The 16,880-nt window shown below is 60.8% G+C and carries 16 protein-coding genes; 4 read left to right on the forward strand and 12 right to left on the reverse strand.

Annotated features, from left to right (window positions below):
- Positions 1 to 124: 124 nt before the first annotated feature.
- Positions 125 to 412 carry a hypothetical protein gene (locus HHL21_RS05085; protein WP_206085590.1) on the forward strand — a complete coding sequence of 96 codons (288 nt, stop codon included), beginning with the start codon at positions 125 to 127 and terminating at the stop codon, positions 410 to 412.
- A 204-nt stretch (positions 413 to 616) separates the two neighbouring features.
- On the opposite strand, the gene HHL21_RS05090 is transcribed toward HHL21_RS05085, so the two are convergent.
- The 6 genes from HHL21_RS05090 to HHL21_RS05120 form a co-directional block, all read right to left on the reverse strand.
- Positions 617 to 1,216 carry a chalcone isomerase family protein gene (locus HHL21_RS05090; protein WP_169464168.1) on the reverse strand — a complete coding sequence of 200 codons (600 nt, stop codon included), beginning with the start codon at positions 1,214 to 1,216 and terminating at the stop codon, positions 617 to 619.
- Between the two features lie 36 nt (positions 1,217 to 1,252).
- Positions 1,253 to 2,923 carry a methyl-accepting chemotaxis protein gene (locus tag HHL21_RS22005; protein WP_169464169.1) on the reverse strand — a complete coding sequence of 557 codons (1,671 nt, stop codon included), beginning with the start codon at positions 2,921 to 2,923 and terminating at the stop codon, positions 1,253 to 1,255.
- Between the two features lie 249 nt (positions 2,924 to 3,172).
- Positions 3,173 to 3,430, reverse strand: a complete 258-nt coding sequence (locus HHL21_RS05105; RefSeq protein WP_169464171.1) for a YfhL family 4Fe-4S dicluster ferredoxin — start codon at positions 3,428 to 3,430, stop codon at positions 3,173 to 3,175.
- 13 nt (positions 3,431 to 3,443) lie between these two features.
- Positions 3,444 to 3,941: a pantetheine-phosphate adenylyltransferase gene (coaD, locus tag HHL21_RS05110; protein WP_169464172.1), complete on the reverse strand. Its 498-nt coding sequence runs from the start codon at positions 3,939 to 3,941 to the stop codon at positions 3,444 to 3,446.
- Positions 3,942 to 4,027: 86 nt separating this feature from the next.
- Positions 4,028 to 4,699: a 16S rRNA (guanine(966)-N(2))-methyltransferase RsmD gene (rsmD, locus tag HHL21_RS05115; protein WP_169464173.1), complete on the reverse strand. Its 672-nt coding sequence runs from the start codon at positions 4,697 to 4,699 to the stop codon at positions 4,028 to 4,030.
- Positions 4,700 to 4,762: 63 nt separating this feature from the next.
- Positions 4,763 to 5,662: a DUF6279 family lipoprotein gene (locus HHL21_RS05120; protein ID WP_169464174.1), complete on the reverse strand. Its 900-nt coding sequence runs from the start codon at positions 5,660 to 5,662 to the stop codon at positions 4,763 to 4,765.
- Positions 5,663 to 5,697: 35 nt separating this feature from the next.
- Here HHL21_RS05120 and glmU point away from each other — a divergent pair, with 35 nt between their 5' ends.
- On the forward strand, positions 5,698 to 7,074 hold the full coding sequence (gene glmU, locus HHL21_RS05125) for a bifunctional UDP-N-acetylglucosamine diphosphorylase/glucosamine-1-phosphate N-acetyltransferase GlmU (RefSeq protein ID WP_169464175.1): 1,377 nt from the start codon (positions 5,698 to 5,700) through the stop codon (positions 7,072 to 7,074).
- 86 nt (positions 7,075 to 7,160) lie between these two features.
- Here the strand turns inward: glmU and HHL21_RS22010 are convergent, their stop codons facing one another.
- The 3 genes from HHL21_RS22010 to HHL21_RS05140 all read right to left on the reverse strand — a co-directional run bounded on the left by HHL21_RS22010 (position 7,161) and on the right by HHL21_RS05140 (position 9,667).
- Entirely contained in the window at positions 7,161 to 8,345 is a 1,185-nt protein-coding gene (locus tag HHL21_RS22010; RefSeq protein WP_169464176.1) for an ABC transporter permease, read from the reverse strand.
- Positions 8,342 to 9,112 (reverse strand): ABC transporter ATP-binding protein, encoded by a 771-nt coding sequence (locus HHL21_RS05135; RefSeq protein ID WP_169464177.1) that lies wholly within the window; start codon positions 9,110 to 9,112, stop codon positions 8,342 to 8,344. Before HHL21_RS05135 ends, HHL21_RS22010 begins: the two co-directional genes overlap by 4 nt.
- 102 nt (positions 9,113 to 9,214) lie before the next feature.
- Positions 9,215 to 9,667 carry an Lrp/AsnC family transcriptional regulator gene (locus tag HHL21_RS05140; protein ID WP_169464408.1) on the reverse strand — a complete coding sequence of 151 codons (453 nt, stop codon included), beginning with the start codon at positions 9,665 to 9,667 and terminating at the stop codon, positions 9,215 to 9,217.
- A 186-nt stretch (positions 9,668 to 9,853) separates the two neighbouring features.
- On the opposite strand from HHL21_RS05140, the gene glmS reads away from it, so the two are divergent.
- Positions 9,854 to 11,683, forward strand: coding sequence for a glutamine--fructose-6-phosphate transaminase (isomerizing) (gene glmS / locus HHL21_RS05145; protein ID WP_169464178.1), 1,830 nt, complete (start codon positions 9,854 to 9,856; stop codon positions 11,681 to 11,683).
- A gap of 189 nt (positions 11,684 to 11,872) precedes the next feature.
- Here glmS and HHL21_RS05150 read toward each other — a convergent pair whose 3' ends face one another.
- Both HHL21_RS05150 and HHL21_RS05155 read right to left on the reverse strand, forming a co-directional pair.
- Entirely contained in the window at positions 11,873 to 13,666 is a 1,794-nt protein-coding gene (locus HHL21_RS05150) for a GGDEF domain-containing phosphodiesterase (RefSeq protein WP_169464179.1), read from the reverse strand.
- 399 nt (positions 13,667 to 14,065) lie between these two features.
- Positions 14,066 to 14,989, reverse strand: coding sequence for a LysR family transcriptional regulator (locus HHL21_RS05155; RefSeq protein ID WP_169464180.1), 924 nt, complete (start codon positions 14,987 to 14,989; stop codon positions 14,066 to 14,068).
- A 111-nt stretch (positions 14,990 to 15,100) separates the two neighbouring features.
- On the opposite strand from HHL21_RS05155, the gene HHL21_RS05160 reads away from it, so the two are divergent.
- Positions 15,101 to 15,964, forward strand: a complete 864-nt coding sequence (locus HHL21_RS05160; protein ID WP_169464181.1) for an SDR family NAD(P)-dependent oxidoreductase — start codon at positions 15,101 to 15,103, stop codon at positions 15,962 to 15,964.
- Positions 15,965 to 16,112: 148 nt separating this feature from the next.
- On the opposite strand, the gene HHL21_RS05165 is transcribed toward HHL21_RS05160, so the two are convergent.
- Complete coding sequence (locus HHL21_RS05165; protein WP_169464182.1) at positions 16,113 to 16,856, reverse strand: DNA-binding protein; 744 nt, start codon at positions 16,854 to 16,856, stop codon at positions 16,113 to 16,115.
- Positions 16,857 to 16,880: the final 24 nt, after the last annotated feature.

Here is a 16,880-nt window from a genome sequence, read left to right on the forward strand (position 1 = left end):
TGAGTGCCAAATAGTACCGCAAACCATTCACGATTCGCATAATGGTTATCGGAAACTGAAATTGGCATGATATGTTGCGGTGCAGTATAGTTCTGCATAACGAAAATTGGCTTTAGGAAATATCTTGTCGACTACCGCTACACTACTTCAAACCGCTGCCGGCGTGCAGGTATTTCCACTGGTGCGTGGCGTGTTCAGCTTCGCCGCCGTTGCAGGCCTGCTGGTGTTTTTCAAGCCGCTGCTGGTTGGCATCGCGCGCGCCATGCTCCTGGTCGTCAGCCCACGCCTGACCAAGGAACAGCGTCAGGCGCGCCGCCATATGCGCGACGCCCAGATGCTGCAACGCATGATCAACGCCTCGCACGGCCCGAGCCACGCGGCCGAACTGCGCGCCCTCGCAGCACGCGCTTAAAAAGCACGCACCCCAAATTCGCGCACCCCAAATTCGGCGCACCCCAAATTCGGCGCACCCCAAATTCGGCGCACCCCAAATTCGCGCACCCCAAATTCGGGGTCCGTCCCCGGGGACGGACCGGGTCACGTTGACCCCGAAGTGCTACACAGAAAAAACGCGGCGTCCGGATTGCCGGCGCCGCGTTTTTTTATGCGTGCTTGCTTAGCTGCGCGCGCCCAGCAGGGCTGGCTTGAGCGAGCTGTCGGCCGGCTTGTCGCCGATCCAGATGCGCAGGATCGCATTGTAGAATGCCAGGTCAGGTACGGACTCGCCGACCTTTTTGCCGTTCAGTTCGGTCTGGGTGCCGGTGCCCGGGATCCAGTCGATGTGCAGGACGTCGCCCTTCTTCAGGCTTTCGATGCTGGCGAAGATCTCGCCGAACTTGCTGATCTGGCTGACGATCTTCGACTTTTCGGCCTGGCTCAGGTTGTTGTTCAGGCCGGTCATGAAGGCGTTGCCGAATTCCTCGGAGGTCAGGTCGCGCATCATCACCAGGGTGACGCGGCGCGGGCCCTGGACCATCATGATGTCCGCCGGGGTGGTCTTCTTCTCGGTCAGGTACAGGCCGGCCGCATACACCTTGAACACGACTTTGGTGCGCATGCCCAGGCCGTTGAGCTTGAGGTCGCTGCCGCCGACCTTGACGGTATCGGCGAACTTGACGCCGTTGATCTCGGCAGCCATCGCCGGCAGGGTCAGTGAGCAGGCAATCGCCAGGCCGGCCAGCAAGCCCTTGATACCGAGGTTTTTCGTAGCAATCATGGTGTCTCCATTGTTGAAAATATTAGTGGACCGGGTTTAGCACTCTTCAGTAGCGACCAGTTCAGGTTCCTGCCTTACTACCCGCTTCGCCTTCGGCGCCGCGGCAATCTGTTTCCTTAACGCAGGCGGACGCCGAACGGTAGACACGGGGGCGTGAATCGCTGCCTGCGCCCCGCCCGCCTCGACCTTGAAGATGCTGACCACGCGCGCCAGGTTGGCCGCCTGGTCCTGCATCGACGCCGCCGCCGCGGCCGCCTCCTCGACCAGCGCTGCATTCTGCTGGGTTGTCTCGTCCATTTCAAGGATCGTCTGCTTCACCTCGGCAATGCCGCTGCTTTGCTCCTGGCTGGCCGCGGTGATCTCGGCCATGATATCGGTCACATGGCGAACGCTGGCGACCACCTCCTGCATGGTCGCGCCGGCCTGCTCGACCAGGCTGCTGCCCTCGCGCACCTTGTCGACCGAGTCGCCGATCAGCGCCTTGATTTCCTTGGCCGCCGCCGCCGAGCGCTGGGCCAGGTTGCGCACTTCCGCCGCCACCACGGCAAAGCCGCGGCCCTGCTCGCCTGCGCGCGCCGCCTCGACGGCGGCATTCAGCGCCAGGATATTGGTCTGGAACGCGATGCCATCGATGACCGAAATGATATCGACGATCTTCTTCGACGAATCGGTGATCGAGCCCATCGTGAACACGACCTTCGACACCACCGCGCCGCCGCGCACCGCCACTTCCGACGCGTTCGCCGCCAGCTGGTTGGCCTGGCGCGCGTTGTCGGCGTTCTGCTGCACGGTCTCGGTCAGCGCCCGCATCGCACCGGAGGTCTGGCCGAGCGAGGCGGCCTGCTGTTCGGTCCGCGACGACAGGTCGAGGTTGCCGCTGGCGATTTGACCCGATGCCGAAGAAATTGATTCGGTACCCAGGCGGACATCGCCCACAATCTCGACCAGGCTCGCGTTCATATGGTTGAGCGCTTCGAGCATCTGGCCCATTTCGTCGCGGCTGGTGACGTTGATGACGCTGGTAAGGTCGCCTTCGGCCACGCGGCGCGCCACTTTGACGGCGTAGCCGATCGGCCCGGTGATGCCGCGCGTGGTGACCACGGCGATGCCGACCGAGATCGCCGCCGCCACGCCTGCCAGCACCAAAATCAGGAACTGGGTACGGCTGCTGACCGCGGCCGCTTCGGCGCCGGCCTTGGCCATCACGCCATCCTGGTAAGCGATGAACTGGTCGAGCTGGGCGAAATACCTGGCCTGCTGCGGGCGCAGCGAGAACATGAATTTCATCATCGCGTCATCCCTCAGGTCATCATTGATGAGCTTGATGAAGGCGGCTTGCGCGGGCAGGAACTTGGCCCGGCTGGCAGCGATTTCCTTCAATATCTCCGTGCCGCGCGCGTCGGTGGTGCTGTCGGCCAGCGCCTCGATCGCCGCAGTGGCGCTGGTGTTGCGCGCTTCCACGTTCGCCAGCTCTTTCCTGACCTGGTCCGGATCGCTCATCACCAGCACGCTCAGCATGCTGCGGGTGGCCTCGTTGACGTCGGCCTTGACCTGGTTGGCGGCGACGGTCTTCGGATAGCGCTGCTCGACCATCGCGGATACTTCCTTGTTCAGGCTGGTAATCCGCTGATAGGAAATCCCGGCAAGCATCACCAGCAAGGCGATGACAATACCAAACCCGATGGCCAGGCGCTGGCCAATACTCATGTCTCTGATTCTCATTTGTCCGTTGGCCTCTAAAAGAATGGGCGTGCTAATTTATTATCAACAAATATAGCATTCATTAATTCAAAGAAAGTAACCAGATGGCACTTTTTCCATGCTGCAGAGCCGCATCGGTTTCCGAGCGGCGTGGGGAAACCGCGCACAAGGTCGCGTGGAGCGCGGTAAAGAAGAAGTACGGGAGGGATTAAAAAAGCGGCAAGTGGGAGCTTGCGGACTGACGGTGAGGGCTGTTTACGCCGCTTTGTCGGCGGTCAGGCGCTCGTACTTGGCCATCAGTTCCTCGCGCGATTCGCGCCAGGCCGGGTTGAGCGGAATGCACGCGACCGGGCACACCTGCTGGCATTGCGGCTCATCGAAATGGCCGACGCACTCGGTGCACTTGTTCGGATCGATCACGTAGAAATCCGGGCCCATCGAGATGGCCTCGTTGGGGCATTCCGGTTCGCAGACGTCGCAGTTGATGCAATCGTCGGTAATGAGTAAGGCCATATTGCTGCTCTACTTAAGCCGTTGGCGGCGCCAACGTCGCGATTTTCTTCTGCAACCAGCGGTCGACCGACGGGAACACGAATTTCGACACATCGCCGCCCAGCATGGCGATCTCGCGCACGATGGTCCCGGAGATGAACTGGTACTGGTCGGACGGCGTCAGGAACATGGTTTCGACATCCGGCAGCAGGTAGCGGTTCATGCCCGCCATCTGGAACTCGTATTCGAAGTCGGACACGGCGCGCAGGCCGCGCACGATCACGCGCGCATCATGCTTGCGCACGAAATCCTTGAGCAGGCCCGAGAAACTCTCGACCCGCACGTTCGGATAATGGCCAAGGACTTCATTGGCGATTTCGAGGCGTTCGTCGAGGGAAAAGAACGGTTTCTTGTTCTTGCTGTCGGCCACGCCGACGACCAGGTCGTCGAAAAGACCGGATGCGCGGCGCACCAAATCTTCATGACCGCGGGTAAGCGGATCGAACGTTCCCGGATAGACGGCTACAACCATTTCGGCTCCCTTGCGATGCACCAATTTAAACGCGCATTATGCCTGAATTCAGCCAGCCTACCCTTGTTGGGTCATTGACCACACTGTTAAGCACTCATCTGTGGCGTTTCCGCCGACTTTTCGTGCAGTTTGAGCAGATGATAGAACACGATGCCCGCTTTGTCAGCGCGCACTTGCTCCCACGGGGCCAGCCAGTCCGGCATCGCGCCCTGTTCTGGTGAAAATGGCAAGGCGTCGCCGGCTTCGGCATAGACCAGACCGCCTTCATTCAACAAGCCTTCGCACAGCGGCAAGGCCTTGGCCAGGAAATCCTGGCCGTACGGCGGGTCGAGGAAGATCAGGTCGAAACGCTGGCCGCGCTGCGCCATGCCCTGCGCGGTAACGAAGGCGTCGCCGCGCATGATCGTCACGGCTTCCGCCTTCAATTTGTCCTTGATGACTTCAAGCTGGCGCACGACCGGGGTGTGGCTGTCGAGCATGAGTACCGAGCGGGCGCCACGGCTGGCCGCCTCGAAACCGAGCGCGCCGCTGCCGGCGAACAGGTCGAGCACGGTCGCATGGTGCCATTCGGCGCCGCGTAAATGGTTTATCCAGTTAAACACCGTTTCGCGAACCCGGTCCGGGGTCGGGCGCAGGCCAAGGGCGTCGAGCACCGGCAGCGGCGTGCGTTTCCATTCGCCGCCGATGATGCGCACCTGCTGTGGCGGCGGGGCGCGGTGGACCGGGACTTTGGCGGGCTTGGCTGGTTTCTTAGGCATCGGATATCAGGTGAAATTGAGCGGCGCGACTATACCACGCGCCATCCTGCCCAGCCGGCCGCGCTACTGCTGCCGGGCGGCCGCCAGCACGTTGAAGTCGTCGATCCAGCCCTGCATGCGCTTGTGCGCATGGGCTTTTTGCTCAGGCGTGGCAATCTTTACGGCGGTCAGGATCATCCTGGCCGTGCCGTCGGCCGATGCGTCGTAGAACGCCTTGCGCTCAGGCGAGTCCATGCGCGCGAAGACGTCGCGCACCAGGCCCTGGACCAGCGGTATCGCCGCCTCGCGGCTCAATTTCTGGTCGTGCACTTTGCGCAGCAGCGCCAGGATCATTTGCTGGCGGCGCATGCGCTCATCCAGCCAGGTTTCATTGTCGAGCGGACGGGCGTCGGAAGCCTTGCGCAGCGTCTTTTCCTGGTCACGGCTGAAGTCGCCGAACCACAGGTCGAACTGCTCCATCGCCTTCTTGAAGCGCACCTTGTTGCGATCGTCGGTATCGCCACGCAGGAACTTCTTGCGGTACTTGTCGTTGTTGGACTCGAACTTGCGCGCCAGGGTGTCGATCTGGTCCGGCTTGAGGGAGATCGCCAGCTCGGCCAGGTCCGGCACCGCCTTGTTGGCCAGCTTCTCGGAACGCGCGCGGATCTCGCGGTAATCGGCCAGCAGGTCGGCCTGGGTCAGGTTGCCGGCCAGCTGGCGCTGCCCTTTCTGCAGCAACTGCACATAATCCTTCAGCTGGGTGCTGCGGTGCCATTGGAACAGGTCGTCGATATCCTTCTTCACCCAGTCGGACTGGTCGGTATCGATGTCGACGTAGGCGTTCAGCCAGTAATAAAGCAGCGTATCGCCGTTGTTGTAGGTAAAACGGACGCTGCTGCAGGCGGCGACGGCCAGCATGAGGGCGATCACGCACAGCAATTGAATCCGATGGAATAAGGTATCTTGCGTGTTAAACTTTTTCATCTTTTCATCTTTTCAACTTTTCTGAACGACTGCTCATGAATGTAGTGATACTCGCCGCTGGCATGGGGAAGCGGATGCAATCCGCGCTGCCGAAAGTACTGCACCCGCTCGCTGGCAAGCCGCTGCTGGCGCACGTGATCGACACCGCGCGTGGGCTGTCGCCGAGCAAATTATGCGTGATTTACGGACACGGCGGCGCAGCGGTGCCGGAGATGATTGCCAAGCAGAATAACGGCACATACACCAACATCGATACCGCCCTGCAAGAGCCGCAACTCGGCACCGGCCACGCGTTCATGCAAGCGCTGCCGCATATCGACGACGATGCGCCGACCCTGGTGCTGTACGGCGACGTGCCGCTCACCACACTTGACTCGCTCAAGCGCCTGGTCGAGGTCGCAGGAACGGACAAGCTCGCGATCCTGACGGTCGCGCAGCAGAACCCGTTCGGGCTGGGCCGCATCATCCGCGAAGGCGGCAAGATTGTGCGCATCGTCGAGGAAAAGGACGCCAACGAAGCCGAGCGCGCGATCCGCGAAATCAACAGCGGCATCATGGTGGTGCCGACGCGCCACCTGACGCAATGGCTGTCCTCGCTCCAGAACAACAACGCGCAAGGCGAGTACTACCTGACCGACATCGTTGCCCGCGCGGTAGCGGACGGCGTGCCGGTGGTGTCAAGCCAGCCATCGGGCGAGTGGGAAGTTGCCGGCGTCAACAGCAAGGTCCAACTGGCCGAGCTCGAGCGCCGCCACCAGCTCAACATCGCCAATGCCCTGCTGGAAAAAGGCGTGACATTGATGGACCCGGCGCGCATTGACATCCGTGGCGAGCTGATCTGCGGCCGCGACGTCACGATCGACGTCGGCTGCGTGTTCGAAGGCCGGGTTGAACTGGCGGACGGCGTCACGGTCGGCGCGCACAGCGTCATCGTCAATGCGAAGATCGCCGCCGGCGCCCAGATCAAGCCGTTCTGCCACATTGAAGACGCGCTGGTCGGCGCCAAGTCGATGATTGGTCCGTATGCGCGGCTGCGGCCTGGAACGGAGCTCGCCGAAGACGTCCACATCGGCAACTTCGTGGAAATCAAGAACAGCCAGATCGCCGCGCACAGCAAGGCCAACCATCTGGCGTATGTCGGTGATGCAACGGTCGGGTCGCGTGTGAACATTGGCGCCGGCACGATCACCTGCAATTACGACGGCGCCAACAAGTTCCGCACCGTCATCGGCGACGACGCCTTCATCGGCAGCGACAGCCAGCTGGTCGCGCCGGTCACGGTCGGCGCTGGCGCCACGCTGGGCGCCGGCACGACGCTGACCAAGGACGCCCCCGCCGGCCAGCTGACGATCTCGCGTTCCAAGCAAATGACGATCGAAGGCTGGACGCGCCCGGTCAAGGTCAAGAAATAACGCAAATCGTCTAAAAAGGCGGCACCCAAAAATCGGGGTCCGTCCCCGGGGACGGACCCCGGGGACGGACCCCGATATGCGCGTCGTTAAGTTAGGGCTTCGGCGATGCCGCCGCGGGCGGCTTTGAAGGCGGGGACCAGCGCCGCAAGCAGGGCGACGGCCATCGCCGTCACCACCGCCATCGTCATTCGGTTGAGGTCGAGCTCGACCAGCATCGGCGCCGGCCGCAGCGCATGATGCGCGGAATAGGATAGCGCCGCGCGGTTCACTACCCACGCGATCAGACCGCTTGCGACCAGGCTGACCACCACGCCGATCGCGGCCATCCATAGCGCTTCGGCCGCAAACATCAAAAATACCGACACGTTGCGCATGCCCAACGCGCGCAGCGTGCCGACTTCGCGCCGGCGTTCCAACGCATTCATCGAAATCGTCGCGGCAATCGCGGCGGCGATCGCCGCGAACGCCATCCCCGCCACGCAGTCGAACGAGATCCTGGCAGTTTTTTCTTCGACGATGAAGGATGGCGACTGCTCTTGCCAGCTGCGGATATCCGCCGCCACGCCGCCCCGCTTGAGCGCGCGCCGCAGCTGGTCGCGCTTTGCTTCCATCGCGGCAGGATCGGTCAGAAACACAACAATGCGTTCGGTGCGCTGGGTGTCGAGCAGGCTCTGCGCCAGTTCGAACGGCATCAGCACCGAACGCGCGTCAGCGCTCAGGCCGCTGGTGCTGAAGATATCGACCACCTCGGCGCTCAGGGGCCGGGTTTCCGCATCCTCGGCGGCGCCGGTCAGGGTCACGTTGCTGCCGTTGCGCAAGCCCAGCGTTCGCGCCTGGCCCACGCTCACCGCGATGCCGTTGCGCACGCCAGCCTTGAGCTTTCCTGGCGCTTCGGCGGGCGCATCGGCGGCGATGCCTTCGCCGCGGAACAAGGCCGAACGCTCGCCGGTCGATGCCATTCCGCCCACGCTCATCTGCGGCAACACCAGCGCGACACCGGGCATGGCCTCGGCAATTTGCCGGATGCGCGCCGCTTCATCGCGGTCGAACATCGGCGCGCCTTCATTTTGCTTGCCGCGCGTACGCTGGATGGCCAGGTGGCCGAGCCGCTCGCCGATGACGGCGCGGTATTCGAGCCGGGCGCGGTCGCTGGCGATGTGGCCGGCGAACAGGTCGAGCGCGGACAGGCTGGCCGCAATGACCAGCACGGCCAGCACGGTGCGCGGGCGGCCGAGCAGCACCGTGCGCAGCGCCAGCCGCTGCGGGCTCACAGCTGCACCCTGAGCGGTCGACGGCGTGTTTTCGATGGCGCCGCCGAGAGCCGCCCTTCGCTCAGCTGCAAGGTACGGTTGACCCTGCTGAACTGGCGCTGGTCGCGCGTCGACAGCACAAACGCGGTGCCGTGTTCATATTGGTAGCGCGCGAACAGGTCCATCACCAGCCGCACGCAGCCGTTGTCGAGGCGCGATGTCGGTTCGTCGGCCACCACCAGGCGCGGATGGGCTACCAGCGCGCGCGCAATGGCGACGCGCTGGCTCTGGCTGGCGTCGAGGCGGACCGGGTAGTGACGCATCTGCGTCGCCAGGCCGAGCCGCGACAGAAGCTCGGCGGCGCGCTGCTCGGCTTGCTCAAGGGCGGCGGCGTCGAGATGGCCGCGCAGCATCAACGGCAGCAGGACGTTTTCATGCGCGGTCATCACCGGAATCAGGCTGTACGACTGGAACACGAAGCCGATCATTTCATTGCGCAAGTCGGCCCGGGCCTGGTCGGACATCCTGGAGACCAGCAGCCGCGCAACGATGACGCTGCCTTCGCTGGCCGTGTCGAGCATGCCGATGATGTTGAGCAGGCTGGTCTTGCCGCTGCCCGAGGGGCCGCAGATCGCCACCATCTCGCCCTGCGCCAGGGTCAGGTCGATGTCGTGCAGCGCATGCAGGCCGGAAAGCCCATGCCCGTGGCGCTTGTGCACGCCCTTCAATTCCACCGGGTCGGGCGCCTCAGCCGGCGGCCCGGATTTCAAGTTCTGGATGACGTCCATCGCAATCTCGCCTCGCCGCGTACCGGCCAGCAGGGCGCCGGCTCATCTATTGCCAGTAGACACTATTTATATGCGGAACAAGTTGCGGAGCGTCAATTGCACTCAGACGGCGATGCGGGTTTCGAATTTGCTGCGGAAAGTGGAAAAATAGGTTTTCACATTCCGCACGTTGGCGTGCGCGGCGAACAGGCGGTGCGCCAGCGCGTGGTAGGCCGGCATGTCGGCGACCTGGACGATCAGCACGAAATCCGGCCCCGGCGCCACGCGGTAGCATTGCATCACCGCAGCTTCCCCGGCAACATGGCGTTCGAACTCATCCATGCGCTCGGCGGCCTGGACGTCGAGCGTGATCTCGACGATCGCAGTCAGGCGCGCGCCGACTTTTTCCGGCGCGACAATCGTTACCTGGCGCTCGATGATGCCTGCCTCATGCATCTGCTTGACCCGCCGCAGGCAGGTGGGCGGCGAAACATGCACCAGTTCTGCAAGCTCAGCATTGGTATGCGATGAGTCAAGCTGCAGCGTATTTAAGATGCGACGATCCAAATCGTCCATCTGGTACTGTTGTTCTGTCATGGGATGTGGAATAAAAATCCATTAATTATATTCAAATGAAATAATATTTCATCGTTCGTGTTTGATGAAATAATATAACGATTTACATGAGATTTAGAAAGCATATTTCACAAACTCTGATCTAGTATTTACCTATTGTTAATTTTCCCAACAGCAGAGGTCTTTATGTGCGGCATCGTCGGAGCAGTAGCGCAGCGTAACATCACCCCGATCCTGATCGAAGGACTGAAGCGCCTCGAGTACCGCGGCTACGACTCCTGCGGCGTCGCGCTGTACGTCGATGGCCGCCTCAAGCGTTCGCGCAGCACCTCGCGCGTGGCCGACCTCGAAAGCCAGGTCGCCGAAGCCCACCTTGCCGGCTTCACCGGCATCGCCCACACCCGCTGGGCCACGCATGGCGCGCCCGCATCCCACAATGCCCACCCGCACTTCTCGCCGACCGAAGAAGCGGCCCGCATCGCGCTGGTCCATAACGGCATCATCGAAAACCACGACGAACTGCGCGACGAACTGACCGGCCTCGGCTACGTGTTCCAGAGCCAGACCGACACCGAAGTAATCGCTCACTTAGTCGATCACATGTACAACGGCGACCTGTTCGAGACCGTCCAGCAAGCGGTCAAGCGCCTGCACGGCGCCTACGCGATTGCCGTGTTCAGCCGCGAAGAGCCGCATCGCGTGGTCGCCGCGCGCCAGGGTTCGCCGCTGATCCTCGGCGTCGGCGAAGGCGAAAACTTCGTCGCGTCGGACGCGATGGCGCTGGCCGGCACCACCAACCGCATCATTTACCTGGAAGAAGGCGACGTTGTCGACCTGCAGATCGGCAAATACTGGATCGTCGACAGCGAAGGCCGCGCCGCGAACCGCGAAGTCAAAATCGTGCACGCGCACACCGGCGCGGCCGAGCTTGGCCCGTACCGCCACTATATGCAAAAGGAAATCTTCGAGCAGCCGCGCGTGGTCGGCGACACCCTCGAAGGCGTCACCGGCATCATGCCGGAGCTGTTTGGCGACAACGCCTACAAGGTCTTCAAGCAAATCGACCGCGTGCTGATCCTGGCCTGCGGCACCAGCTACTACGCGGGCCTGACTGCCAAGTACTGGATCGAATCGATCGCCAAAGTCCCTGTCAACGTCGAAATCGCCAGCGAATACCGCTACCGCGACAGCGTGCCGAACCCGAACACCCTGGTCGTCACGATCTCGCAGAGCGGCGAAACCGCCGACACCCTGGCCGCGCTGAAGCACGCGCGCAGCCTTGGCATGGAACACACGCTGACCATCTGCAATGTGTCGACCAGCGCGATGGTGCGCGAATGCGCGCTGTCGTACATCACGCGCGCCGGCGTCGAAGTCGGCGTTGCCTCGACCAAAGCATTCACCACCCAGCTGGCCGCGCTGTTCCTGCTGACCCTGACCCTGGCGCAAGTCAACGGCCGCCTTAGCGACGAAGAGGAAGCAACTTACCTGAAGCAGATGCGCCACCTGCCGGTCGCCATCGCCGCCGTACTGGCGCTGGAACCGCAGATCATCGCCTGGGCGGAAGAATTCGCGCGCAAGGAACATGCCCTGTTCCTCGGCCGCGGCCTGCACTATCCGATCGCCCTCGAAGGCGCGCTGAAGCTGAAGGAAATTTCGTACATCCACGCCGAAGCCTACCCAGCGGGCGAACTGAAGCACGGCCCACTGGCGCTGGTCACCGATGAGATGCCGGTGGTCACCATCGCACCGAACGATGCGTTGCTGGAAAAGCTGAAGTCCAACATGCAGGAAGTGCGCGCCCGAGGCGGCCAGCTGTACGTGTTCGCCGACGTCGACTCGCGCATCAATTCGGGCGACGGCGTCCACGTGATCCGCCTGCCGGAACACTACGGCCAGCTCTCGCCGATCCTGCACGTCGCCGCGCTGCAATTGCTGGCGTACCACACCGCGCTGGCGCGCGGCACCGACGTCGACAAGCCACGTAACCTGGCGAAGTCGGTTACGGTCGAGTAAGCCTCACCAGATCTGCCATAACGTCTGAGGCTGGAACATATCCGTTTAATTTTTTTTCGTCGACCGTGATGGGGCCGGTTACCGCTACTGCTGAGCGGGGATGGAAGCGCCGGTTTACTGGACATGCTGCGACTACGAGTCTGACGACAGGTCGTTTACCCAGTTTCTTTTCGCCCGTGTATCGGCGTATTATCGGCTATTGAAAATCAAGTCGCGAAGGGTAAGATTTTCTACAATCGTGTCTGCTACCTGCGAGCCGTTAAGTAGTTCTATAACTTTAGTTGACGGCATTGCTTTGCCAAAGTACCAGCCCTGAACCAGTGGCATGCCTTGCTCTGAAAGCCATCGTACATCGTTGGCATCTTCGACACCCTCGCATAGAAGTTCAAGCTGAAAGAGCTTGGCGATATCGCCTAAGGTACGCATCAAACCGGCCAGGATAGGATTGCAACTCACGCCGTGGACAAATTGACGGTCTATCTTTATGCGGTCGCAAGGTACTTGGCGCACGGTTTCCAAATTAGCGTATCCCGTACCGAAGTCGTCTATGGCGATTCGCCAGTTCAGTTCGCGGAATCGCGTGACTACATGCGCTAGCGCGGGAAGGTCTGAACATTGTGTTTCAGTAACCTCGCACTCCAGATACGCACCGGATATTTCGTATTGTTCCATTAATGCGATGACAGAACGCATGAGGTCGGTGTGGAAGAGCGTGTCGCGAGAAAAGTTGAGAGCCACGGGTGGTACAGCTAGGCCCAAGTCGAGCCAGCTCCGCAGGTCTTGGCAGACCTGTCCCAGGACGAGGATATCCAGCGCGGCGATTTCGCCGGCTTGCTCTGCTAGCGGTATGAAGGCGCCTGGCAAGATGAGTCCGTGCTGAGGATGCCGCCATCTAACTAACGCCTCCCACCCAACTATGGCGCCGCGAGCGACGTCAACTTGGGGTTGGTAGTGAACCTCGAGCGCTCCGAACTCCGCGTTATTGCGAACGACTTTACACAGCTGCGACAATAACTTTGCCTCGTCGAAGCGGGCTGTGTCATAGTGGCGAATGGTCCAACCTTGGCAAGCCAGCGCTGCGCTGCTGGCGTTTTGGAGTAACTCTGAAGCCGTCTGGCCATTGAGCTCGCCACTTTTTACTCCGATTCGCACTCTTGGCCAATGGTCCCGCCCGCCCGGTAGCTCCACTGGCATCTGGAGGATATCCGTAAGAGCATCTATTCGTTCGTCTGCTGCCGGGCTACCCGACAGCAGCGCGAAGGCAAAACGGTCGCCGCCTAAGTGGCTTACTAACGCGCCCCCTCCCGCCCAGGCCTCCAGCCGCTTTCCGATGGTACGAACAAGAGTCTGTGACGCGTCTTCGCCTAGGGCACTGCGTAACTGATTGGACGCTTTGATGTTGATGTAGCCTACTGTTACGTGCATCAATCCCGCATCCATCAGGCTCTGGAGTTGATGCTCGAAGAAAGTACGATTGCACATTCCGGTTATCTCGTCAAAATATCGGACTTCGAGCGCTTCGGTGGCCAAGTCGGCCAAGTCGACCAGTGCTTGGCGCTGTGCCATGGTCATTTGTCCTGCCCTCTTGCGCATCACCCACAGTGTGCCTTGGAGAGGAGTAGAGCCAAGGACTAAGGGAACAGCAGCGTAATGCCGGAACGCGCAAAGCTCCACGAGGGGATTACGCGAAAACTCCTCTGTCACGCAGGCATCGCCAACTTCAAACCAGCGCTCCTTTGCTTGGATTGCAGATGAGCAAAATGAACCCGAAGTTTCGATGACGTTTCTAACTGGGCCGACATGAGATGGTAGCCAGATGCGGTCTGAATGGACGATACTAATTCCGCCGATATCGGCATCGAGGCTATGGATGGCGAGTGATGTCAACCGCTTAAGTCGACGGTCATCGATGGAGATGGCGGCATCGCCGAGGGAGCGCTTGTCCGCGCTTTCGAATATTTCGACGGTGGGTTGATTGTTCATGAAATGGTCGTCCAACGAAAATCGTCGTGTATTTATATCACCTCGTTGGGCCCAGGGGAAACGAATTGTGCGTCCGCTTCCCTATGCAAGGTGGTAGCGGAAGGACAGCTCCTCGGTCCGAAGACTCGTGTGCGGCGCTGCCGTAAGTGTCGACATCTTCTCTGACCGTCAGAGGTTCTGACACTGAATTCGAAACCAAAACGATTGGGGGAGCTCGCCCGCATTTTGGTGGCGGTAAGGCGGGAGGATTCCAAAAATTCACATTCATTCAAGCCCTAATAAATGGCTGGCCGTCTTGCGAGCGGCAGCTAGAGCTCCACATGGCGCTGCGTCTTTGGCACTTGCAGGTTAGCGCGCAAGCTTAGGTATCGATGAAAGTCGCCTTCGAAGAGCGGACTTCTATTGTGCTGAAAATCGTTTGGACAAGTTCTGGGTCTCAAAGGCGGCGGTGACGAAGTCTACGAAAGCACGGGTTTTTGACGGCAACAACTTTTGGCTGGGAAAATAGAGCGAAATTTGCCCAGCGTCGACGCACCAGTCAGGGAGAAGGCGCGTGAGCTCACCTCGCTCTATTTCGGCAAGAACATCGGAGAGCGCGACTAGGCCCACGCCCATGCCTGCTATTACTGCGCTGCAGATAGCATCCGGGTCATTGAGGACGATATGGGGATGTTGCTGGGCAGGCATTTCGGCGCCACTGGCGTGCCGCATTGTCCAGAGCCTGATGCGGCGTGTTTCGGGGGAGCGCATTACGACGCCTGCCAGTCCGCCCAAGTCCGCTGGCGAACGTGGCGCCCGTTTGTTGCTCATGAATGCTGGTGATGCAACCGCGATGACATGTGCTGGCGCAAGCTTTCGGGCCACAACGCCGGGAGACAAGTCGAAGCCGCCACCGATTGACGCGTCGAAGCCGTCGGCGATTAAATCCACCTGGCGGTTATCGAAGTTCCAGTCGGGTAGGACAGAGGGATAAAGGGCGAGAAAATCTGTCATGAGTGGGAGCACATGGCTGCGTCCGAAACGCGGTGCAGCGCCAAGCTTCAGCACCCCATGTGGCACGCCCATGTTCGCCGTCACATCGGCGATGGCACCTTGAATCATGTCTAGCCCGCCGCTGACCGATGCCAGGAAGCGTTCGCCTTCCTCCGTCAGCTTTAGCCCGCGCGTACTGCGCTGGAATAGGCGAACGCCAAGGTTGCGTTCGAGCTGAGCGACGTTTCGGCTGATAGCCGCCGGCGTGAGCGCAAGTCGCCGTGCGGCGGCGGAAAAGCTAGCGGATTCAGCGCTACGTACGAAGGATTCCAAGTTCGATAAGGTTTCCATATTCTCGCCTTCAACAGTTGCTTGAAGATGATTATAGCCAGCATCTACTACCGATGCTAAGCCTCGGTTCCCATAATGAGAGTTCCCCACCTACCTTTACGGAGAAATTCCATGAACACGACAATTCGACTCAACGGCAAAATTGCAATCGTTACCGGCGGCTCGCGTAGCATCGGCGCCGCCATCGCCAAGCGTCTTGCCGCCGAAGGCGCCATCGTCGCTCTGACCTACAACGCGTCCCCTGAAAAAGCGAACGCTGTCGTCGCCGCCATTGAAGCGGCGGGGGGACGCGCTATCGCAATCGCGGCAGATGCCGGCAACCCAGAAGCAGTTCGCGCGGCGGTAGCCGACGTAGCAAAGCGTTACGGCAAAATCGATATCCTGGTCAATAACGCCGGCATCAGCGTGCTGGGCGCACCGCAGGACATCAAGTTCGACGACTTTGAGCGCATTTTGGCAGTCAACGTCACTGGCGTTTTCGTCGCGACGCAAGAAGCGCTTCGCCATATGGGCCAAGGTGGTCGCGTGATTCACATCGGTAGCTCAATGACCCAGTACGCGGCTTTCCCAACCGCGTCTGCCTATACGTTGACCAAAGGCGCCGTTTCCGGCTTCATGCGCGGCCTCGTGCGGGACCTGGGCCCGCTGGGCATTACCGTGAATACCATCCACCCAGGACCAACCGATAGTGATATGAACCCAGCCGACGGCCCCATCGCCGACTTCGTCAAGCCTGGTATCGCTGTTGGTCGCTATGGCGTTGGAGCGGATATCGCCGGTGCTGTGGCCTACCTTGCGAGCGATGACGGCGCATTCGCAGTTCCCAGGCGGACCGTTGCCAACTCTGAACTTGGTCAAGTTCGGATAACAGCCGCTGTTCCCCTCAAGTATGGGAGCTCATGTACGCATGGGCTCTTTTTTTATTGGATTTTGGCACTTGGTATACAAATCGGGGAAAGTTCCACTCGGCGATAGGTAGAAGATTTCCCCTATGAAGACGCCGAAAATTCATCGATATTTATGACAGATTAAACGGATATGTTTCGGGCTCAGATAACGAAAAAACGGCTGCGCGCTGTATGCTCGCAGCCGTTTTCCGTTGGGATATTGCTCTGCAGCCGACTTAGGCAGCCGTGCCTGGTTTGACGCGCCGCACCTGTTCGCGCAAGGCGTTGCGCTCGGACTTGGCAGCGTCGAGCTGGGCGCGCAGTTCCGTAATCTCCGCGGCGAAGTTGTCCCGCGCGGTGACAGCACCGACCAGATCCATCTCGGCGGCAAGCCGCGCGTCGGACTCCGCCGCCAACGACGCCACATGGCGCTCGATCTGAGTGCGCAGGGTCGTCAATTGGGCATCCTTGCCGTCAATCGCCAGCTGGTCTTTTGCCTTTCCGACCAGGGCATCGGTGGCGATCCGCCGTGCGTCGCGCAGCTCAGTGGTCAGTCGCTCGATCTCTTCACTGCGCTCAATTGCCGTTGCCGTAGCCTGATCGCGCTCAGCCGCGACAGTATCGACCTCGGCCAGCAGTTCCTCGCGCTCAGCTTCTAGCTGCTCACCTGACTTAAGCAGGGCGTCCATGTCGTTTTCGGACTGCGCCAGCGCCTCGCGAATGCCGGCCCCGGCCTCTTGCGCAAATTGCTGCGCCCAGACACCTAGTGCGGCAACAATCGCATCCGGAAGCTCGACCTTCGGCGCTTCGGCCGGCTTGGCCTGGCCAGCGCGCCATGTAAGCAGGTGCTTGTGGATCGTGTGTGGGGAACCGATGGCGAGAATCTCGCGCACCGAATCGATGGTTACCTGCTTGCCGTCGTTCTGTAAGCCGATGGCCGCCGCCGTAACCTCGTCAAATGTGACTTCCTGGCGTGCCATGTCGTCTCCAGTAGGGTGTCGTTG

It is taken from the genome of Massilia polaris, assembly GCF_012927275.1.
In the GTDB taxonomy this organism is placed as follows: domain Bacteria; phylum Pseudomonadota; class Gammaproteobacteria; order Burkholderiales; family Burkholderiaceae_D; genus Telluria_A; species Telluria_A polaris.